We start from the raw sequence: 16,673 nt of genomic DNA on the forward strand, positions 1-16,673 counted from the left end.
GCCGATGCCCCGGCAAATTCCCTACATCATCGCCAACGAAGGCTGCGAGCGGTTCAGCTTTTACGGCATGCGCAACATCCTCACGCCCTTCCTGCTGAGTACCCTGCTGCTGTTCATTCCGATTGGCGACCGCGCCACCGAAGCCAAGCATGTGTTCCACACCTTTGTCATTGGCGTCTACTTCTTCCCGCTGCTGGGCGGCTGGATCGCCGACCGCTTCTGGGGCAAGTACAAGACGGTGTTCTGGTTCAGCCTGATCTACGTGGCGGGCCATGCCTGCCTGGCGATCTTTGAACACAACCTGCAAGGCTTCTACCTTGGGCTGGCGCTGATCGCGTTCGGCTCGGGAGGCATCAAGCCGCTGGTGGTGTCCTTCGTCGGCGACCAGTTCGACCAGACCAACAAGAACCGCGCCAAGCTGGTGTTCGACGCCTTCTACTGGATCATCAACTTCGGCTCCTTCTTTGCCTCGCTGCTGATGCCGCTGTTCCTGCGCGACTACGGCCCGGCCGTGGCGTTCGGCATTCCCGGCATCCTGATGGCGATTGCGACGTTGGTGTTCTGGCTGGGCCGCGGCAAGTATGTGCACGTGCCGCCGGCCGCGCCGAATCCGGATTCATTCAGCAGCGTGGCGCGCACCGCCCTGCTGGCGCGCGCCAGCAGCCAGTCGTGGCACGGTCTGTCGCGTCCCGGCCTGATGGTGGCCGGCTTCGGCGCATTGGCCGGTGTGGTCTCGCTGTGCATGACGCCGGCCTGGGGCTTCGTCATCGCCGCCTGCACGGCGCTGGCGCTGGTGCTGGCGTTTGGCGGCATCGGCGTGTCGATGCAGCTGGAACGCGCGCGCGGCAAGCACACCGACGAAGCGGTGGAAGGCGTGCGCTCGGTGCTGCGCATCCTGATCGTGTTCGCGCTGACCACGCCGTTCTGGTCGCTGTTCGACCAGAAGGCCTCGACCTGGATCGTCCAGGCCAACACCATGGACAGCCCGCTGCTGTCGATCTTCGGCTGGAACTTCACGCTGCTGCCGGCGCAGATGCAGGCGGTCAATCCGATCCTGGTGATGTTGCTGATCCCGTTCAACAACGTCGCGCTGTTCCCGCTCATGCGCGCGGTCGGCATCACGCCGACGCCGCTGCGCCGCATGGGGCTGGGCATCGCGCTGTCGGCATCGGCCTGGGTGGTGATCGGCATGATCCAGCTGTGGATGGATGGCGGCGACAAAGTCTCCATCCTGTGGCAGCTGCTGCCATATGCGCTGCTGACTTTGGGCGAGGTGCTGGTGTCGGCCACCGGACTGGAATTCGCCTACAGCCAGGCGCCGGCTTCGATGAAGGGCATCATCCTCAGCTTCTGGTACCTGGCCGTCACGGTCGGCAACCTGTGGGTACTGATCGTCAATGCCGGCGTGAAGAACGACGTGGTGGGCGGCTGGATCGCCAGCAGCGGCCTGAGTCCGATCGCCTTCCAGATGTTCCTGTTCGCCGCCTTCGCCGCCGCAGTCGCCGCACTCTTCGCGCTCTACGCCCTACGCTACAAGATGGTGGATAATTACCGCAAGACGGCATAATCACAGAGAGGCAAACCATGGCCATTTCTTTTGAACTGGATGACAAAACAGAACAGCGCTTAAGAAAGCTGGCCATGCGCACCGGGAAGTCGCTAGACGCCCACCTGCAAGAACTCATCGCGCAAAGCATCGACGATCTGGAAGATCTCTATCTCGCCGAGGCCACGATGCAGCGCGTAGCCAGCGGCAAAGAGCCGGTTTATTCATCTGAACAGGTCAGGAAAAATCTTGGCCTGGCAGATTGACTACACTCGCCAGGCACAGCGTCAGCTATTAAAGCTGGACAAAGCCGCAGCGCGGCGCATTCTTGACTATATGGACCAGCAGGTTGCGCCGCAAGCTGACCCGCGTAGCCTGGGCAAAGCATTGACCGGAGCAAAACTCGGCAGCTACTGGCGCTACCGTGTTGGCGACTACCGCATCATCTGCGACATACAGGATGGAATTCTCCATGTGCTTGTCGTCGGCATCGGTTATCGTAAGCAAATATACCGTCAGGTTTAAGATCACACTTTGTGACCTCCGACTTTTACACACTGCAGAGCGCGAATTTCAAAGCTGTTGATTCTGGAGTACCATAGCCGCCAATTTCAAGTTTCAGGAGACGGTAGATGGTTGGTAAGCGTTGGGCGGCTGGTTCGTTGGGGGGCGCTCTGGCGCTGACTTGTTTGACGGCGTCGGCGGCGCCGGCGCTGGCGGATTGCGATGGGCCGTTTGCCGCGCCGCTGCATGCCGCTCCCGCCGTCGATGCCCGCGCTTATTGGCTGAATCGTCAGTTGATCAAATGGCCGGGCGTCGATGCATCGCGCGGCGTCTTCAAACTCTACTTCTCCTCCAACGCCTTACTGCGCGCAGCGCCCGGCGCACGCGTCAGCGGTGAGGATGGCGTGCTGACGCTGGCGCGCTTTGAGGGCGACGTGCCGGCTGCCGCCGCGCAGCGCTTCAAGTTCACCGCCGACGGCATCGTGTTCAATGTCGCCAATGCAGCGAAGCTGATGACGCAGCAAGTGCTGTTGGTGCAGGAAGCCGACGACGGCGCCGTCATCGCCGCCACCTCGCTGCAAATCGCCGGCGCGCTGGATGACCTCTACGCCAACGCCGCCAAGGCCGACGATCTCGGCGCCACCGTCACAGCGCGCGGCGCCACCTTCAAGCTGTGGGCTCCCACTGCGCAAAGCGTGGCCGTCTGCTCCTACGCCAGCGGCGCCGGCAAAGCCACCGCCATCACGACCATGCAACGCGACGACGCCACCGGCATCTGGTCCGCCAGCGCTCAGGGCCCTTACTACCAGTACGTGGTGGACGTGATGACACCAAGCGCCGGCATCGTCCGCAACCTGGTGACCGATCCCTACTCGGTGAGTTTGACCACCGACTCGAAGCGCAGCTACGTCGCCAATCTCAACGCCGCCAAACTCAAACCGGCCGGCTGGGACGGCACGCCGTCGCCAAACAAGGTCGCCGCGCAGACCGACATGACGGTCTACGAACTGCACGTGCGCGATTTCTCGATCAACGACAACACCGTCAGCGCCGCCAACCGCGGCAAGTACCTGGCCTTCACCGAGGCCAAGTCCAACGGCATGAAACACCTGGCCGCGCTGAGCAAAGCCGGCATGACCGACATCCACCTGCTGCCCGTCTACGACATCGGCAGCGTGCCGGAAAAAGCCTGCGTAACACCCGCCATTCCAGTCGCCGATGCCGACAGCGACGCGCAGCAGGCCGCAGTGGCCGAAGCCAGCGCGCAGGACTGCTTCAACTGGGGCTACGATCCCTTCCACTACAACGCGCCGGAAGGCAGCTACAGCACTGATCCCGCCGACGGCGCCAGGCGCATCGTCGAATTCCGCCAGATGGTGCAGGCGCTGCACAAGACCGGCCTGCGGGTCGGCATGGACGTGGTCTACAACCATACCTTTATCGCCGGCCAGAACGAGAAATCGGTACTGGACCGCGTGGTGCCCGGCTACTACCACCGCCTCAACGCCAAAGGCGATATCGAACGCTCGACCTGCTGCGACAACACCGCCACCGAAAACCTCATGATGGGCAAGTTGATGGTGGACTCGGTGGCCTTCTGGGCCAGGAACTACAAGATCGATTCCTTCCGCTTCGACCTGATGGGCCACCAGCCGCGCGCCGTAATGGAGCAAGTGCAGGCCCGCGCCGACAAGGCCGCCGGCCGCCACATCAACCTGATCGGCGAAGGCTGGAACTTCGGCGAAGTGGCCGACGGCGCGCGCTTCCTACAAGCCTCGCAGCTGTCGCTCAACGGCAGCGGCATCGGCACCTTTAGCGACCGTGGACGCGACGCCGTTCGCGGCGGCGGCGCCGGCGACAGCGGCCAGCAGCTGTTCGCGCAGCAGGGATACATCAATGGCCTGGTCTACGACACCAATGCGCAAGTCGGCCAGCGTCCCGTCGCCGACCTGCTGCACGCCTCGGACATGGTCAAGGTCGGACTGGCCGGCACGCTGCGCACCTACCAGCTGACCACCGCCGACGGCAATACCGTGGCCTTGCAGGACATTGTCTACGGCGGCAACCAGCCGGCCGGCTACGCCAGCGAACCGGGTGAAGTGGTCAACTACGTCGAGAACCACGACAACCAGACGCTGTACGACATCAACGCCTTCAAGCTGCCGCAGTCCACCACTGCGCACGACCGCGCGCAGGTGCAGATGCTGGGCGCCGCCATCAACGCCTTCAGTCAGGGCGTGGCTTACTTCCACGCCGGTTTCGACATCCTGCGATCCAAATCGCTGGACCGCAACAGCTTTGAATCGGGCGACTGGTTCAATCGCCTGGACTGGAGCTACCAGGACAACTACTTCGGCACCGGCCTGCCGCCGGCCGCCGACAACGGCAAGGATTACGCGCTGCTCAAACCCGTGCTGCGCAACGAGAACATCAAGCCGGCGCCGGCGGACATCGCCTACGCGCGCGACGCCTTCCGCGACCTGCTGGCGATCCGCAGCAGCAGCACGCTGTTCCGCCTGCGTAGCGCGGCCGACATCAAGCAGCGCCTGCGCTTCTTCAATACCGGTCCGTCACAGGTGCCGACCGTGGTGGCCGCCCGCATCGACGGCAAGGGCTACGCCGGCGCGCGCTTCAAGACGGTGGTTTACCTGATCAACGTCGACAAGACCGAGCAGCGCGTCACCGCCACCGAAGAACGCAACCGCCGCTATCAGCTGCATCCTGTCCACACCGGCATGGCCGCAGCGGACAAACGCGTGGCCGCGGAAGCCAAATACGATAAACTCAGCGGTACCTTCACCATCCCTGCACGCAGCGCGGTCGTTTTCGTTGAAAATTGATGGATGCGAAAATTCCCCCTTGCGATCCTGTTGGCGCTGAGCGCCTGCGGCGGTGGTGACTACACGCCGCAGGCCAATCGCGCGCCGGTAGCCAACGCCGGCGCGGCGCAAACCGTCGCTGCCGGCAGTTCGATCAAACTGGCCGGCAGCGGCGCCGATGCCGACCAGGATATTGTGCTGTATTCGTGGACACTGACAAAACCGGCAGGCAGTGGCGCAACGCTGCTAAACTACCATGTCGCCACACCGACCTTTTTCGCCGACCTGCCGGGCGTGTATGTCGCCACGCTGATAGTGAATGACGGGAAGCTCGATAGCGCGCCTTCCTCCGTCACCATTACAGCGCAATAGGACATGAAACTACTCGCACTGCCGTTCCTCTTCACGATACTCACCGCCTCCGCCGCCACTGCCGCGCCGATCACCGATCCGGTCGAATGGATCAATCCCCTGATGGGCACCGCCAGCAAGCCGGAACTCTCCAACGGCAATACCTACCCCGCCATCGCGCTGCCGTGGGGGATGAATTTCTGGACGCCGCAAACCGGCAAGATGGGCAATGGCTGGGCCTACACCTACGACGCCGACAAGATCCGCGGCTTCAAGCAGACGCACCAGCCGTCGCCGTGGATGAACGACTACGGCCAGTTCGCCATCATGCCGCTGACGGGAAAAATGCGCTTCACGCAGGACGACCGCGCCAGCTGGTTCTCGCACAAGGCGGAAGTGGCGAAGCCTTACTACTACAGCGTGTATCTGGCCGACTCCGACGTCACCACCGAAATCACGCCGACCGAACGCGCCGCGCAGTTCCGCTTCACCTATCCGAAGACCGATGAGGCCTACGTGGTGGTGGACGCCTACGACAAGGGCTCCTACATCAAGGTGCTGCCGGAGCAGCGCAAGATCGTCGGCTACAGCACCCGCTACGCGCGCGGCCCGCTGCCGAAGAACTTCAAGAACTGGTTCGTCATCTATTTCGACAAACCGTTCACCTCCACCCACATCTGGAGCGGCGACAAGCTGGTGGACGGCGTGACGGAGCTGGCCAGCAACCATAGCGGCGTGGTGGTCGGCTTCAAGACCGAGAAAGGCGAAAAGGTCGGCATGCGCGTGGCTTCCTCCTTCATCAGCGAGGAACAGGCGGAATTGAATCTCAAGCGCGAACTGGCCGACGACAGCTTCGACGCCACCGCGCAAAAGGGCAAGGATGTCTGGAACAAGACGCTGAGCCGCGTCAGCGTGGAAGGCGGCAGCGTCGATCAGACGCGCACCTTCTATTCCAGCCTGTACCGCATGCTGTTCTTCCCGAATAAGCTGTACGAAATCGACGCCAACAACCAGATCGTCCACTGGAGTCCTTACAATGGCCAGATCCTGCCCGGCTATATGTTCGCCGGCACCGGCTTCTGGGACACCTTCCGCGCACTGTATCCGTTCCTGAATCTGATGTACCCGTCGATCAACCGCGAAATGCAGGCGGGCCTGGTCAACGACTACAAGGAAGGCGGCTGGCTGCCCGAGTGGTCCAGTCCCGGCCTGGCCAACGTCATGATCGGCAATAACTCGGCCTCGGTGGTGGCGGAGGCTTACGTCAAAGGCCTGCGCGGCTACGATGTCGAGACGCTGTGGCAGGCGCTCAAGCACGGCGCCGACAATGAAGGGCCGATGGACGCCGTCGGCCGCAAGGGCGTCAAGTATTACAACGACTTGGGCTACGTGCCCTACGACGTCAAGATCAACGAGAACGCCGCCCGCACGCTGGAATACGCCTACGACGATTTCGCCATCTGGCAGCTGGGCAAAGCGCTCGGCAAGCCGGAGTCGGAAATCGCCATCTACAAGCAGCGCGCGATGAACTACAAAAAACTGTTCGATCCGGAGACGGGCCTGATGCGCGGCCGGAATCAGGATGGCAGCTTCCAGTCACCGTTCAATCCCTTCAAGTGGGGCGACGCTTTCACCGAGGGCAATAGCTGGCACTACACCTGGTCGGTGTTCCAGGACGTGCAGGGCCTGATGCAGCTGATGGGCGGCCGTGACAAGTTCGTCGCCAAGCTGGATCAGGTGTTCACGCTGCCGCCGGTCTTCGACGAGAGCTACTACGGTGAAGTGATCCACGAGATCCGCGAAATGCAGATCGCGAACATGGGCCAGTACGCGCACGGCAACCAGCCGATCCAGCACATGATCTACCTGTACGGCTACGCCGGCGCGCCGTGGAAAACCCAGTACTGGGCGCGCGAAACCATGAACCGCCTGTACAAGGCCACGCCGGACGGCTACTGCGGCGACGAGGACAACGGCCAGACCTCGGCCTGGTATGTGTTCTCGGCGCTGGGCTTCTACCCGGTGACGCCGGCGGTGCCGCAGTACGTGCTGGGCGCGCCGCTGTTCAAGAAAGCCACGCTGCATCTGGAGAATGGCAAAACCGTCATCATTAACGCGCCGGCCAATAGTGACCGGCAGCGCTACGTGCGGGCGCTGAAGGTCAACGGCAAGCCCTACGCGCACAACTGGCTCGATCATGCGGCGCTGATGCGGGGCGCCACACTGGACTTCGAGATGTCGGCCACGCCCAACACAGCGCGCGGCGCCAGCGCCGCCGATGCACCGTATTCGCTATCGGTCCCATAGAAAACACCAGCGGCGGCGGGGGCCGAATCGTGATACCATACGGTTTCCATGCGGAAATATAGTTATATTTCCGCCATCGCGAGCCCCGCCCCGCTCCCGCTTTTATTGCCAGTGCCCCGCCCCGCATTGCTACCTGACCGGCTTTTCGGATTGCACATGACGATATCCTGCGAACTTACCGAGGCGCGCCGCCTCGATGCGCTTCACAAACTCAATCTGCTGGACACGCCGCCCAGCGAGGCGTTCGACCGCATCACGCGCATGGCGGCCAGCGTCTTCAAGCTGCCGGTCGCCGCCATCTCGCTGACCGACGCCGACCGCCAGTGGTTCAAGTCGCGCGTCGGCGTCGAGCACACCAGCATTCCGCGCCTGCGCGCGCCGTGCGCCCAGGTGGCCGACAGCAGCGATGTGCTGGTGATTCCCGATCTGCTGACCGACGACTTTTATCGCGACAGCCCGCTCGCCGCCAGCGGCATCCGCTACTACGCCGGCGCGCCGCTGACCACCACCGACGGCCACTGTCTGGGCGCCATGTGCGTGCTGGGGACCGAACCGCGCGACACCACGCCGGAAGAGCTGACCGCCTTGTGCGACCTGGCCGGCATGGTGATGGCACAGATCGAATTGCAGCACGCGCTGGGCCGCATCGACGCCGTCAGCGGCCTGCCCAACCGCCATCAGTTCATCGAGGATTTCGCCGACCTGGAACTGGACAGTGTCGATGGCGAGCAGCGGCTGGCGGTACTGGTCAACCTGGCCACGCCGGAACAGGTGGTGCACGCCACGCGCGCCATGAAATCTTCTTATCTGGACGAACTGGTGACCGAGGCGGCGCGCTGGCTGCGCGCCGAAATCGGCCCTCACCGCCGCATCTACCATGTAGCGACCGCGCAGTTCATGCTGTTGTCGCCGCCCGGCGCCACGCTGGACACCATCGTGCCGGTGGTGAAAGCTCGGATGCAGGATGCGCTGTTCATCGCCAAGGCGCGCCATATGGCGACGCCATCGGCCGGCGTGGTGCCGTTCGAGATCGGCCGCGCCGACAGCATGATGGTGCTACGCAAGGCGCAAAGCGCCGCGCATGACGCCATCGACAGCTCGACCCATGTCGCCGTCTACTCGCAGGTGGAGGATGCGCTGTACCAGCGCCGTTTCCGCCTGCTGAACGATTTTGTCGCTGCGCTCGACAGCGGCGACCAGCTGCGGCTGGTGTACCAGCCGCGCATCGACGTCGCCAGCGGCCAGTGCATCGGCGCCGAAGCGCTGCTGCGCTGGAACCATCCGGAACTGGGCGCCATCGGACCGGCGGAATTCATTCCCATCATCGAACGCTCGGAGCTGGCGCAAGCGACCACCGCATGGGTGCTGGAGGCGGCGCTGCGCCAGCAGCAGGCCTGGCGCGCGTGCGGCCTGGTGGTGCAGGTGTCGGTGAACGTATCGGCAGCCAACCTGCTGGAGCCGGCGTTTGCCGCCAGCGTGGCGGCCGGCCTGGCGCGCTGCCAGCTGCCGGCTGATTGCCTGGAGCTGGAAATCACCGAGAGCGCCATCATGGAGCAGCCGGTAAAAGCGCACGCCACGCTGACGCAGATCGCCGCGCTGGGTGTCGGTCTGGCGATCGACGATTTCGGCACCGGCTACAGCAGCCTGTCGTATTTGCAGACCATGCCGGCCGATGTGGTGAAGATTGACCAGTCCTTCATCCGCGACCTGGCCGACGACAAGCGACAGCAGGCGCTGGTGACGGCCATGATCACGCTGTCGCAAGACCTGGGCCACCGCGTGGTGGCGGAAGGCGTCGAGACGGAGGCGGTGCTGGCCTTCCTGCGCCGCGCCGGTTGCGATGAAGTCCAGGGCTACCTGTTCGCCAAGCCGCTGGAGCCGGCCGCCTTTGTGCAGCACACGCATCAAATAACCCAACAGAATAAACAAGCGCGAATTGCTTCGTTGTCCGACATATAAGCTTCCTTTACAGTCCGTGGCATACACCATCGACTACGACAGGAGCAGTGATGAGCAAGTGGCACAAGGGCGCCGCGCTGGCGGCGTTCGCACTGACGTCTGCCGCGCAGGCGGCAACCTACTACGTCGCACCGGGCGGCAATGACAGCAATGCCGGCACGCTGGCGGCGCCATGGCAGTCCATCGCAAGGGCGCAGGCGGCAGCAGCGCCGGGCGACACCATCTATTTCCGTGGCGGCGATTACGTCTACACCGGCACCATCGCCAGCTGCGCCAGCCAGACCGACGTGGTCAACGCCATCACGCTGGACAAGAGCGGCGCGCAGGACCAGCCGATCCGCTACTGGGCCTATCCGGGCGAGACGCCGGTATTCGACTTCACGCCGATCAAGGAGAACTGCCGCGTCAAGGGTTTCAACGTCACGGCCAGCTATCTGCACCTGAAAGGGCTGGAGCTGAAAGGCGCGCCGCAGCAGCCCGGCAATTTACTCAACAACGAATCGTGGGGCATCTGGGTCAAGGGCAGCTATAACACTTTTGAAGCGCTCAACACCCATCACCATATGGGGCCAGGCTTCTTCCTGTCGAACGGCAGCTACAACCTGGTGCTCAATGTCGACTTGCACCACAACTACGACCCATACAGCAAATCCGGCGCCGGCCAGAATGCCGACGGCTTCGGCGCGCATATTAAGGCCGGCAATCCGGGCAATGTGTTTCGCGGTTGCCGCGCGTGGGCCAATACCGACGACGGCTTTGACCTGATCAACGCTTACTCGCCGGTGCTGATCGAGAATTCGTGGGCGTGGCAGCACGGCTACCTGCCGGGCACTTTCACCTCGCTGGCGGCGGGCAACGGCAATGGCTTCAAGGTCGGCGGCTACAGCGGTGTGTATCAGCCCAATGCGCCGGTGCACACGGTGCGTTTTTCGGTGGCGTTCAAGAACAAAGCCAACGGCTTTTATGCAAATCACCATCCGGTCGCCAACCTGTATTACAACAACACCAGCATCGCCAATGGCGCCGGCTTCAATTTCCTCGGCATCGATTCGGCCAACGCCGCCATCTCGCTGGGTGTGGCGCGCAACAACCTCGCTGTCGAGAACACGCCGATCGCCAGTGCCGGCGGCGCCGATACCGCCTACAACAGCTGGAGCCTGCCGGTCAGCGTGACAGCGGCCGACTTCCAGAGCGTGTCGACCACCGGCTGGGATACCCCGCGCCAGCCGGACGGCAGCCTGCCGCTGCTGCCTTACCTGCATCTGGCGGCCGGCAGCGATTTGATCGACAAGGGTGTGAATCTGGGCCTGCCCTACAGCGGCACCGCGCCGGACCTGGGCGCGTTTGAAGGCAGCGCCAGGGTGTCGCTACTCACCGACGTTACCGCCAGCGTGAAGGTTGTGCAGTCAGGGCTGACGCTGGACCGCGCCACGCAAAAGAGCAAGGGCACGGTGTCGTTCACCAATACCTCCAACGCCATCATCAGCGGCAATCTCCTGTTCCGCGCCGACTACCTGACCGAGGGCGTGACGCTGGATAACCAGAGCGGCGTGCAAGGCGGCTCGCCGACGCTGGCGCTGCCGGTGTCCGTGCTGGCGCCGGGGCAGACCGCCAGCGTCACCACCATCTTCAATAATCCCAACCGCGCCAGCGTGGGCTATCTGCCCAAGCTGATTGCCGGCACGCCTTAAGGAGCAACGATGTCGATTCTGAATAAACTGAGTGCGCGCTTGTTGTTTGCGCTGATGCTGGTCGCCGACGTGGTGCCGGCTTCGGCTTCGGCCGAGTCCTATCATGTGTCGATCGACACCAGCACGCTGGCGGGGCGCGAAGGCTATCTGGACTTCCTGTTTCTCGGGCTGGCCAATGCCGGTCCAGTGCAGGCAAAACTGTCCAACTTTGCCGGCGACTTCACCTCGTCCAGTTTCGCGCAGGGACAGGTGTCTGGATCGCTGGCGTCGCAGCTCACCATTGGCAACGGCGACGCGTGGAATGAGTTTGCGCAGTGGACGCGCTTGGGTGGCACACTGTCGTTCGACGTCAGCTTCAGCCGGCCGGCCGGCAGCAGCAGCAGCAGCAGCAGCAGCAGCAGCGTCGCCGGGGCCACGCTGTCGGTCGCGCTGCTGGACGCCGGCCTGAATTACCTCGGCGCCAGCGGCGACATCGCCACCTTCGCGCTGCTGCCGGCCGCCGTTACAACGGTCAGCACGGATGCGGCTTACGCCACCGTCAGCAACATCAGCCCAGTGCCGGAACCGGCGACCTACGTGATGCTGGCGGCGGGCCTGTTGCTGATCACCGGCCTGATCGCCCGCCGCGTTTAAGGCTACTGGCCAATCAGCACCACCGCGTTGCGCGTGCCGAAATTGACAGCGCCGCCGGATACCACGGCGGTCTTGCCGGAGTAGTAGTCAGTCACGCGCTGGCCGTTGGCGAACACGCCATGCAGATTGATGCTGGTGGATTTATTGGTCGGCAGGTCCAGCGCCACCACTACCTTGTCACGCACGCCGTCCTTGTCGTAGGTGCGTTTGAAAACGTAAGGCTTGGCCTGCAGCTGCTGGTGCACGCCGGCGCCGACCGCCACGTGGGCCTTGCGGAATAAGCCCAGCTTGGCCCAGTGCGCGCGCACCTCGGCCACCTTGTAGCCATCACGCGCGGTGTTCTGCGCCAGCTCGTTCCAGTTCATGAAGGAGCGCAGCTTGGCGTCGCCGGTGGCTTCCGCCACATCCAGCCGGCGCGCGGTTTCGTCGCCGTAGTAGATCTGTGCCGCGCCAGGCGCCAGCAGCAGCTTGGTGGCGCTCTCGAACGGCTTTTTGCGCGACGGGTCGAATGGCGCGCCGTCGTCGTGCGAGTCGAGATAGTTCAGTACCGAGTAGCCATTCAAACGGCCGCCATGCAGCGCGGTGGAGTAGCTGCTGAACAGCGTTTCATAATCCTGCTCCGCATCCTTCACCAGTCCGAAGTTGATCATGCTGTTGAAGTTGGCCAGATAGTAGTTGACGCTCTGCCCTGCGCCCAGGTCGTGATACAGGCCGTCGCTGACCTTGTAGTTGTAGACTTCCGCCGTGGTGTAGAACTTGTCGTCACCCAGCTTCTTCTCCGGGTTGGCCTTCTTCCAGTCCTCGAACGCCAGCGCGGCTTCCTTCTGCAGCTCTTTCCACACCTTGGCTTCCACGTGCTTGACGGTGTCGGCGCGGAAGCCGTCCACGCCGTACTTGCGGATCCAGTCGGTGTGCCATTTGATCAGGTAGTAGCGCGGCGCACGCGGGTAGCCGGTGCGGGCGAAGAAGTCGTTGAGGCTCTTGATCTCTTCCTCGAAACGGCCCTCGCGCTGCCATTTGGCGGCCAGCCGTTCCGGCAGCTCCACCGGGGTGTCGCTCTCGGTCAGGAAGTCCGGCAGGTTTTTCACCAGCGTGCATTCAATAGTGGTCTTGGCAGTCTTGTAGGTGCACTGCGGCGCGGTGCGCACCCAGTCGCTCGGCCACACCGGGTCTTCTTCCGTCACCGGGCCGGTGTGGTTCATCACCACGTCCAGCAGCACGCGGATGCCGTGCGCGTGCGCCGCGTCGACCAGGTTGCGGAAGTCGTTCTCGGTACCGAGGTTGGCGTCAACCGCCGTGAAGTCGGAGGCCCAGTAGCCGTGGAAGGCGTAGGACTTGCCGGTGCCTTCGTCGGTGCTGCCGTGAATCTGTTCCACCGGCGGCGTGATCCAGATGGCGTTGACGCCCAGGCTGTCGAAGTAGCCGTCGTTGATCTTGTTGATCACGCCGGCCAGGTCGCCGCCCATGTAGCCGCGCAGCGGCGCCGCGTCCTTCTTCCGGTCGTAGGCCAGGTCGTTGCCAGTGAAAGCGTTGTTGAAGCGGTCGGTCAGCAGGAAATAGACGGTCGCATTCTCCCACAGGAAGGGCCTCGGCTTGTCGGCCGCCACGGCCGGTGCGGCCGCTGTAAAGCCCAGTGCCATGGTCAATGCGAGTGTCGTCAATTTCATGCTGTCGTCCTTTATGGTTTATGTTGTGACGGTGGGGTGAGCGCGGCCGGTCCAGTCGGCGATGCCCGCGACCTGCTCGGCGATCAGGATCAGTGGATACAGCGCCTGCTGCGTCGGCAGATGGTGGAATTCGGGATCGGCTTCGTAGCGTTCCAGGTAGACCCGCAGCGTTGCCCCTTCGGTACCGGTGCCGGACAGCCGGAACACGATGCGCGAACCGTTGGTCATGACGATGCGCACGCCCTGCTGCTGCGACACCGACCCGTCGACCGGATCCTTGTATTCGAAATCATCGGCAAAGTCGACTACGTAGTGGCCCAGGTCCTGGCCCTTCATCGGGGCCAGCTTGATGCGCAGGGACGCCATCAGTTCATTGGCGGCGTGGGTATCGACGCCTTCGTAGTCGTGGCGCGAATAGTAGTTGCGGCCAAAACGCTGCCAGTGTTCGCTGACTAACGCTTCCACCGACTTGCCGGTCGCCGCCAGCAGATTAAGCCAGAACAGCACCGCCCACACGCCATCTTTTTCGCGGATGTGATCCGAGCCGGTGCCGTAGCTCTCTTCGCCGCACAGCGTGGCCTTGCCGGCGTCCAGCAGGTTGCCGAAAAACTTCCAGCCGGTCGGCGTTTCAAACGCCGGGATGCCCAGCGCCTGCGCCACGCGGTCGGCTGCCTGCGAGGTCGGCATCGAACGGGCGATGCCTTTCAGGCCGGCGCGGTAGCCCGGCGCCAGCGTCGCATGCGCGGCCAGCACCGCCAGGCTGTCGGACGGCGTGACATCGAATTTGCGGCCCAGGATCATATTGCGGTCGCCGTCGCCGTCGGAGGCGGCGCCGAAATCGGGGGCGTCATCGGCCGCCATGATGTCGATCAGCTGCGCGGCGTTGACCGGGTTCGGGTCCGGATGGTGGCCGCCGAAATCTTCCAGCGGCACGGCGTTGATCACGCTGCCGGCCGGGGCGCCCAGCTGGCCTTCGAAGATGGCCTTGGCGTACGGGCCGGAGACGGCGTGCATGCCGTCGAAGCACATGCGGAAGCCGCCGGCGAACAGCTTGCGGATGGCGTCGAAGTCGAACAGCTGCTGCATCAGTTCCGCGTAGTCGGCGACGGAGTCGATCACCTCGACATCCATCGCTTCGATGCGCGTGGCGCCAATTTTCTGCAAGTCGATGTCGGCGGCGTCGCTGATGCGGTATTCGGTGATGGATTCGGTGCGCTGGTAGACTGCCTCGGTCACGCTCTCCGGCGCCGGGCCGCCGTTGCTGATGTTGTACTTGATGCCGAAATCGCCATCCGGGCCGCCTGGATTATGGCTGGCCGACAGCACGATGCCGCCCAGCGCGCCGTGCTTTCTGATGACGCAGCTGACGGCCGGCGTCGACAGAATGCCGCCCTGCCCCACCAGCACCTTGGCGAAGCCGTGCGCCGCCGCCATGCGCAGGATGGTCTGTACCGCCTCGCGGTTGTGGAAGCGGCCATCGCCGCCCAGCACCAGCGTCTTGCCGGCGCAGTCGCCCAGCGTGTCGAACACGCTTTGCACAAAGTTTTCGAGGTAATGGGCCTGCTGGAATACGCTGACTTTCTTGCGCAGGCCCGAGGTGCCCGGCCGCTGGCCGGGGAAGGGAGTGGTGCTGACCGTGTTGATGCTCATGATTGCTCCGCGTAGGTAATTGACAAATTCAACCCAACGGTTTTACCTGTTCCGGCAAAATCGCGTCGCACAACTAACTTGTCTCGCGGACAATATTACATCACTGCTCGGCGTCGTCCCGCACCAGCAGCGTCAAAACGCCCGCCACCACCATGCACACGCCGCCCAGCATCAGGGTCTTGACGGTGTGGCCGGCGAACCAGTGCTTGGTCACAAAGCCCAGCAGCAGGCCGCTGACGATCTGCGGGATAACGATGAAGAAGTTGAACACGCCCATGTAGTAGCCCATGCGGTTGGCCGGCAGCGCCCCGGCCAGGATCGCGTACGGCATGGTCAGGATCGAGGCCCAGGCGATGCCGATGCCGATCATCGGGTAGTACAGGCTTTCCAGGTCGCGGATGGCGTAGATGCTGAACAAGCTGACGCCGCCGATGACCAGGCACACCAGGTGCACGAACTTGCGGCTGGTGCGGCGCGCGAACACCGGCAGGATGAACGCGGCCAGCGCCGACACGCCGCTGTACACGGCGAACATCACGCCGACGTGGTTGCCGGCGTTCTGGAACGCCGCCGATTGCGCGTCGGTGGTGCCGAACACGTTTTCGGCCACCGCGTTGGTGGTGTAGATCCACATCGCGAACAGGCCAATCCAGGTGAAGAACTGCACCGCCGCCAGCTGCACCATGGTCTTTGGCATGTGGGCGAAGCCGCTGAAGATTTCCTTCAGCGCGTGGCCCAGGCCCGCGCTGCGCTGCTGTTCGGCGCGGAACGCGGCCAGGTCGGTCGGCGGCGTTTCCTTGGCGGTCAGCACGGTCCACAGCACGGCGCAGAAGTACACCGCGCCACCGGCGTAGAACGCGTAGCGCACGGTGTCGGGAATCGCGCCGCCGCCAGCGTCGTTGCTGACGCCGAAGTGGGTGAAGATGGTCGGCAGCAGCGAGGCGATCACCGCGCCCCAGCCGATGAAGAAGGTCTGCATCGCGAAGCCGGCGGTCTGCTGGCGCGGTCCCAGCTTGTCGCCGACGAAGGCGCGGAACGGCTCCATCGAAACGTTAATGGCGCCGTCCAGCAGCCACAGGACGATCACCGCCATCCACAGCGAAACGGAATTGGGCATCAGCAGCAGCGCGATCGACGCCAGCAAGGCGCCGACGAAGAAGAACGGCCGGCGGCGGCCCCACACGGGGTGCCAGGTGTTGTCGCTCAGGTAGCCGATGATGGGCTGCACCAGCAGTCCGGTCACCGGCGCCGCCAGCCAGAACAGGGACAAATCGTCGGGATTGGCGCCCAGCGTGGAGAAAATCCGGCTGACATTGGCGTTTTGCAGCGCAAAGCCGAATTGGATGCCGAAGAAGCCGAGGCTCATATTCCACAACTGCCAGAATGACAGGAGGGGCTTGTGGCTGGAAGATTGCATGCTGCGCGTCCCGAATTTTAAAATTTGTAGCAAAATAACACGCGACCCCAGACGTGTCAATCACAACGAAATCCCAATGAAATGAAGGGAATATGCTTGTTTAGTGGAGCAGATATGGTGTCAAATGTA

Annotated in this window: 12 protein-coding genes; 9 read left to right on the top strand and 3 right to left on the bottom strand. The window is 63.4% G+C overall.

The window, feature by feature from the left end; genetic code table 11:
- Positions 1 to 4 precede the first annotated feature (4 nt).
- The 9 genes from HH213_RS05185 to HH213_RS05225 all read left to right on the top strand — a co-directional run bounded on the left by HH213_RS05185 (position 5) and on the right by HH213_RS05225 (position 11,810).
- Positions 5 to 1,567 carry a POT-type proton-dependent oligopeptide transporter gene (locus HH213_RS05185; protein ID WP_169114970.1) on the top strand — a complete coding sequence of 521 codons (1,563 nt, stop codon included), beginning with the start codon at positions 5 to 7 and terminating at the stop codon, positions 1,565 to 1,567.
- Between the two features lie 17 nt (positions 1,568 to 1,584).
- Positions 1,585 to 1,812, top strand: coding sequence for a type II toxin-antitoxin system RelB family antitoxin (gene relB, locus HH213_RS05190; RefSeq protein WP_169111191.1), 228 nt, complete (start codon positions 1,585 to 1,587; stop codon positions 1,810 to 1,812).
- The gene (locus HH213_RS05195) at positions 1,796 to 2,071 is read left to right on the top strand and encodes a type II toxin-antitoxin system RelE family toxin (RefSeq protein WP_169111193.1); all 276 of its coding nucleotides are present in this window, start codon (positions 1,796 to 1,798) and stop codon (positions 2,069 to 2,071) included. The genes relB and HH213_RS05195 overlap by 17 nt, the downstream gene beginning before the upstream one ends.
- Positions 2,072 to 2,178: 107 nt before the next feature.
- Positions 2,179 to 4,890 carry an alpha-1,6-glucosidase domain-containing protein gene (locus HH213_RS05200; RefSeq protein ID WP_169111195.1) on the top strand — a complete coding sequence of 904 codons (2,712 nt, stop codon included), beginning with the start codon at positions 2,179 to 2,181 and terminating at the stop codon, positions 4,888 to 4,890.
- A 3-nt stretch (positions 4,891 to 4,893) separates the two neighbouring features.
- Positions 4,894 to 5,241: a PKD domain-containing protein gene (locus HH213_RS05205; RefSeq protein ID WP_169111197.1), complete on the top strand. Its 348-nt coding sequence runs from the start codon at positions 4,894 to 4,896 to the stop codon at positions 5,239 to 5,241.
- A gap of 3 nt (positions 5,242 to 5,244) precedes the next feature.
- The gene (locus HH213_RS05210; protein ID WP_169111199.1) at positions 5,245 to 7,527 is read left to right on the top strand and encodes a GH92 family glycosyl hydrolase; all 2,283 of its coding nucleotides are present in this window, start codon (positions 5,245 to 5,247) and stop codon (positions 7,525 to 7,527) included.
- 156 nt (positions 7,528 to 7,683) lie between these two features.
- Positions 7,684 to 9,486, top strand: coding sequence for a sensor domain-containing phosphodiesterase (locus tag HH213_RS05215; protein ID WP_169111201.1), 1,803 nt, complete (start codon positions 7,684 to 7,686; stop codon positions 9,484 to 9,486).
- Positions 9,487 to 9,536: 50 nt separating this feature from the next.
- Entirely contained in the window at positions 9,537 to 11,177 is a 1,641-nt protein-coding gene (locus HH213_RS05220) for a right-handed parallel beta-helix repeat-containing protein (protein WP_169111203.1), read from the top strand.
- Between the two features lie 9 nt (positions 11,178 to 11,186).
- Positions 11,187 to 11,810, top strand: coding sequence for an NF038129 family PEP-CTERM protein (locus tag HH213_RS05225; RefSeq protein ID WP_169111206.1), 624 nt, complete (start codon positions 11,187 to 11,189; stop codon positions 11,808 to 11,810).
- 2 nt (positions 11,811 to 11,812) lie between these two features.
- On the opposite strand, the gene HH213_RS05230 is transcribed toward HH213_RS05225, so the two are convergent.
- The 3 genes from HH213_RS05230 to HH213_RS05240 form a co-directional block, all read right to left on the bottom strand.
- Positions 11,813 to 13,477, bottom strand: coding sequence for an alpha-amylase family glycosyl hydrolase (locus HH213_RS05230; protein ID WP_169111208.1), 1,665 nt, complete (start codon positions 13,475 to 13,477; stop codon positions 11,813 to 11,815).
- Positions 13,478 to 13,495: 18 nt separating this feature from the next.
- The gene (locus HH213_RS05235) at positions 13,496 to 15,127 is read right to left on the bottom strand and encodes an alpha-D-glucose phosphate-specific phosphoglucomutase (protein WP_169111210.1); all 1,632 of its coding nucleotides are present in this window, start codon (positions 15,125 to 15,127) and stop codon (positions 13,496 to 13,498) included.
- 100 nt (positions 15,128 to 15,227) lie between these two features.
- Positions 15,228 to 16,544: an MFS transporter gene (locus HH213_RS05240; protein WP_110844907.1), complete on the bottom strand. Its 1,317-nt coding sequence runs from the start codon at positions 16,542 to 16,544 to the stop codon at positions 15,228 to 15,230.
- Positions 16,545 to 16,673: the final 129 nt, after the last annotated feature.

Origin of the sequence: Duganella dendranthematis (assembly GCF_012849375.1) — a bacterium.
Lineage (GTDB): Bacteria > Pseudomonadota > Gammaproteobacteria > Burkholderiales > Burkholderiaceae_D > Rugamonas > Rugamonas dendranthematis.

Excerpts from the sequence above, each read along its gene's own strand:
- HH213_RS05185 (WP_169114970.1), top strand. The coding sequence starts at position 5 with ATGCCCCGGCAAATTCCCTACATCATCGCCAACGAAGGCTGCGAGCGG.
- relB (WP_169111191.1), top strand. The coding sequence starts at position 1,585 with ATGGCCATTTCTTTTGAACTGGATGACAAAACAGAACAGCGCTTAAGA.
- HH213_RS05200 (WP_169111195.1), top strand. The coding sequence starts at position 2,179 with ATGGTTGGTAAGCGTTGGGCGGCTGGTTCGTTGGGGGGCGCTCTGGCG.
- HH213_RS05205 (WP_169111197.1), top strand. The coding sequence starts at position 4,894 with ATGCGAAAATTCCCCCTTGCGATCCTGTTGGCGCTGAGCGCCTGCGGC.
- HH213_RS05210 (WP_169111199.1), top strand. The coding sequence starts at position 5,245 with ATGAAACTACTCGCACTGCCGTTCCTCTTCACGATACTCACCGCCTCC.
- HH213_RS05215 (WP_169111201.1), top strand. The coding sequence starts at position 7,684 with ATGACGATATCCTGCGAACTTACCGAGGCGCGCCGCCTCGATGCGCTT.
- HH213_RS05220 (WP_169111203.1), top strand. The coding sequence starts at position 9,537 with ATGAGCAAGTGGCACAAGGGCGCCGCGCTGGCGGCGTTCGCACTGACG.
- HH213_RS05225 (WP_169111206.1), top strand. The coding sequence starts at position 11,187 with ATGTCGATTCTGAATAAACTGAGTGCGCGCTTGTTGTTTGCGCTGATG.
- HH213_RS05230 (WP_169111208.1), bottom strand. The coding sequence starts at position 13,477 with ATGAAATTGACGACACTCGCATTGACCATGGCACTGGGCTTTACAGCG.
- HH213_RS05235 (WP_169111210.1), bottom strand. The coding sequence starts at position 15,127 with ATGAGCATCAACACGGTCAGCACCACTCCCTTCCCCGGCCAGCGGCCG.
- HH213_RS05240 (WP_110844907.1), bottom strand. The coding sequence starts at position 16,544 with ATGCAATCTTCCAGCCACAAGCCCCTCCTGTCATTCTGGCAGTTGTGG.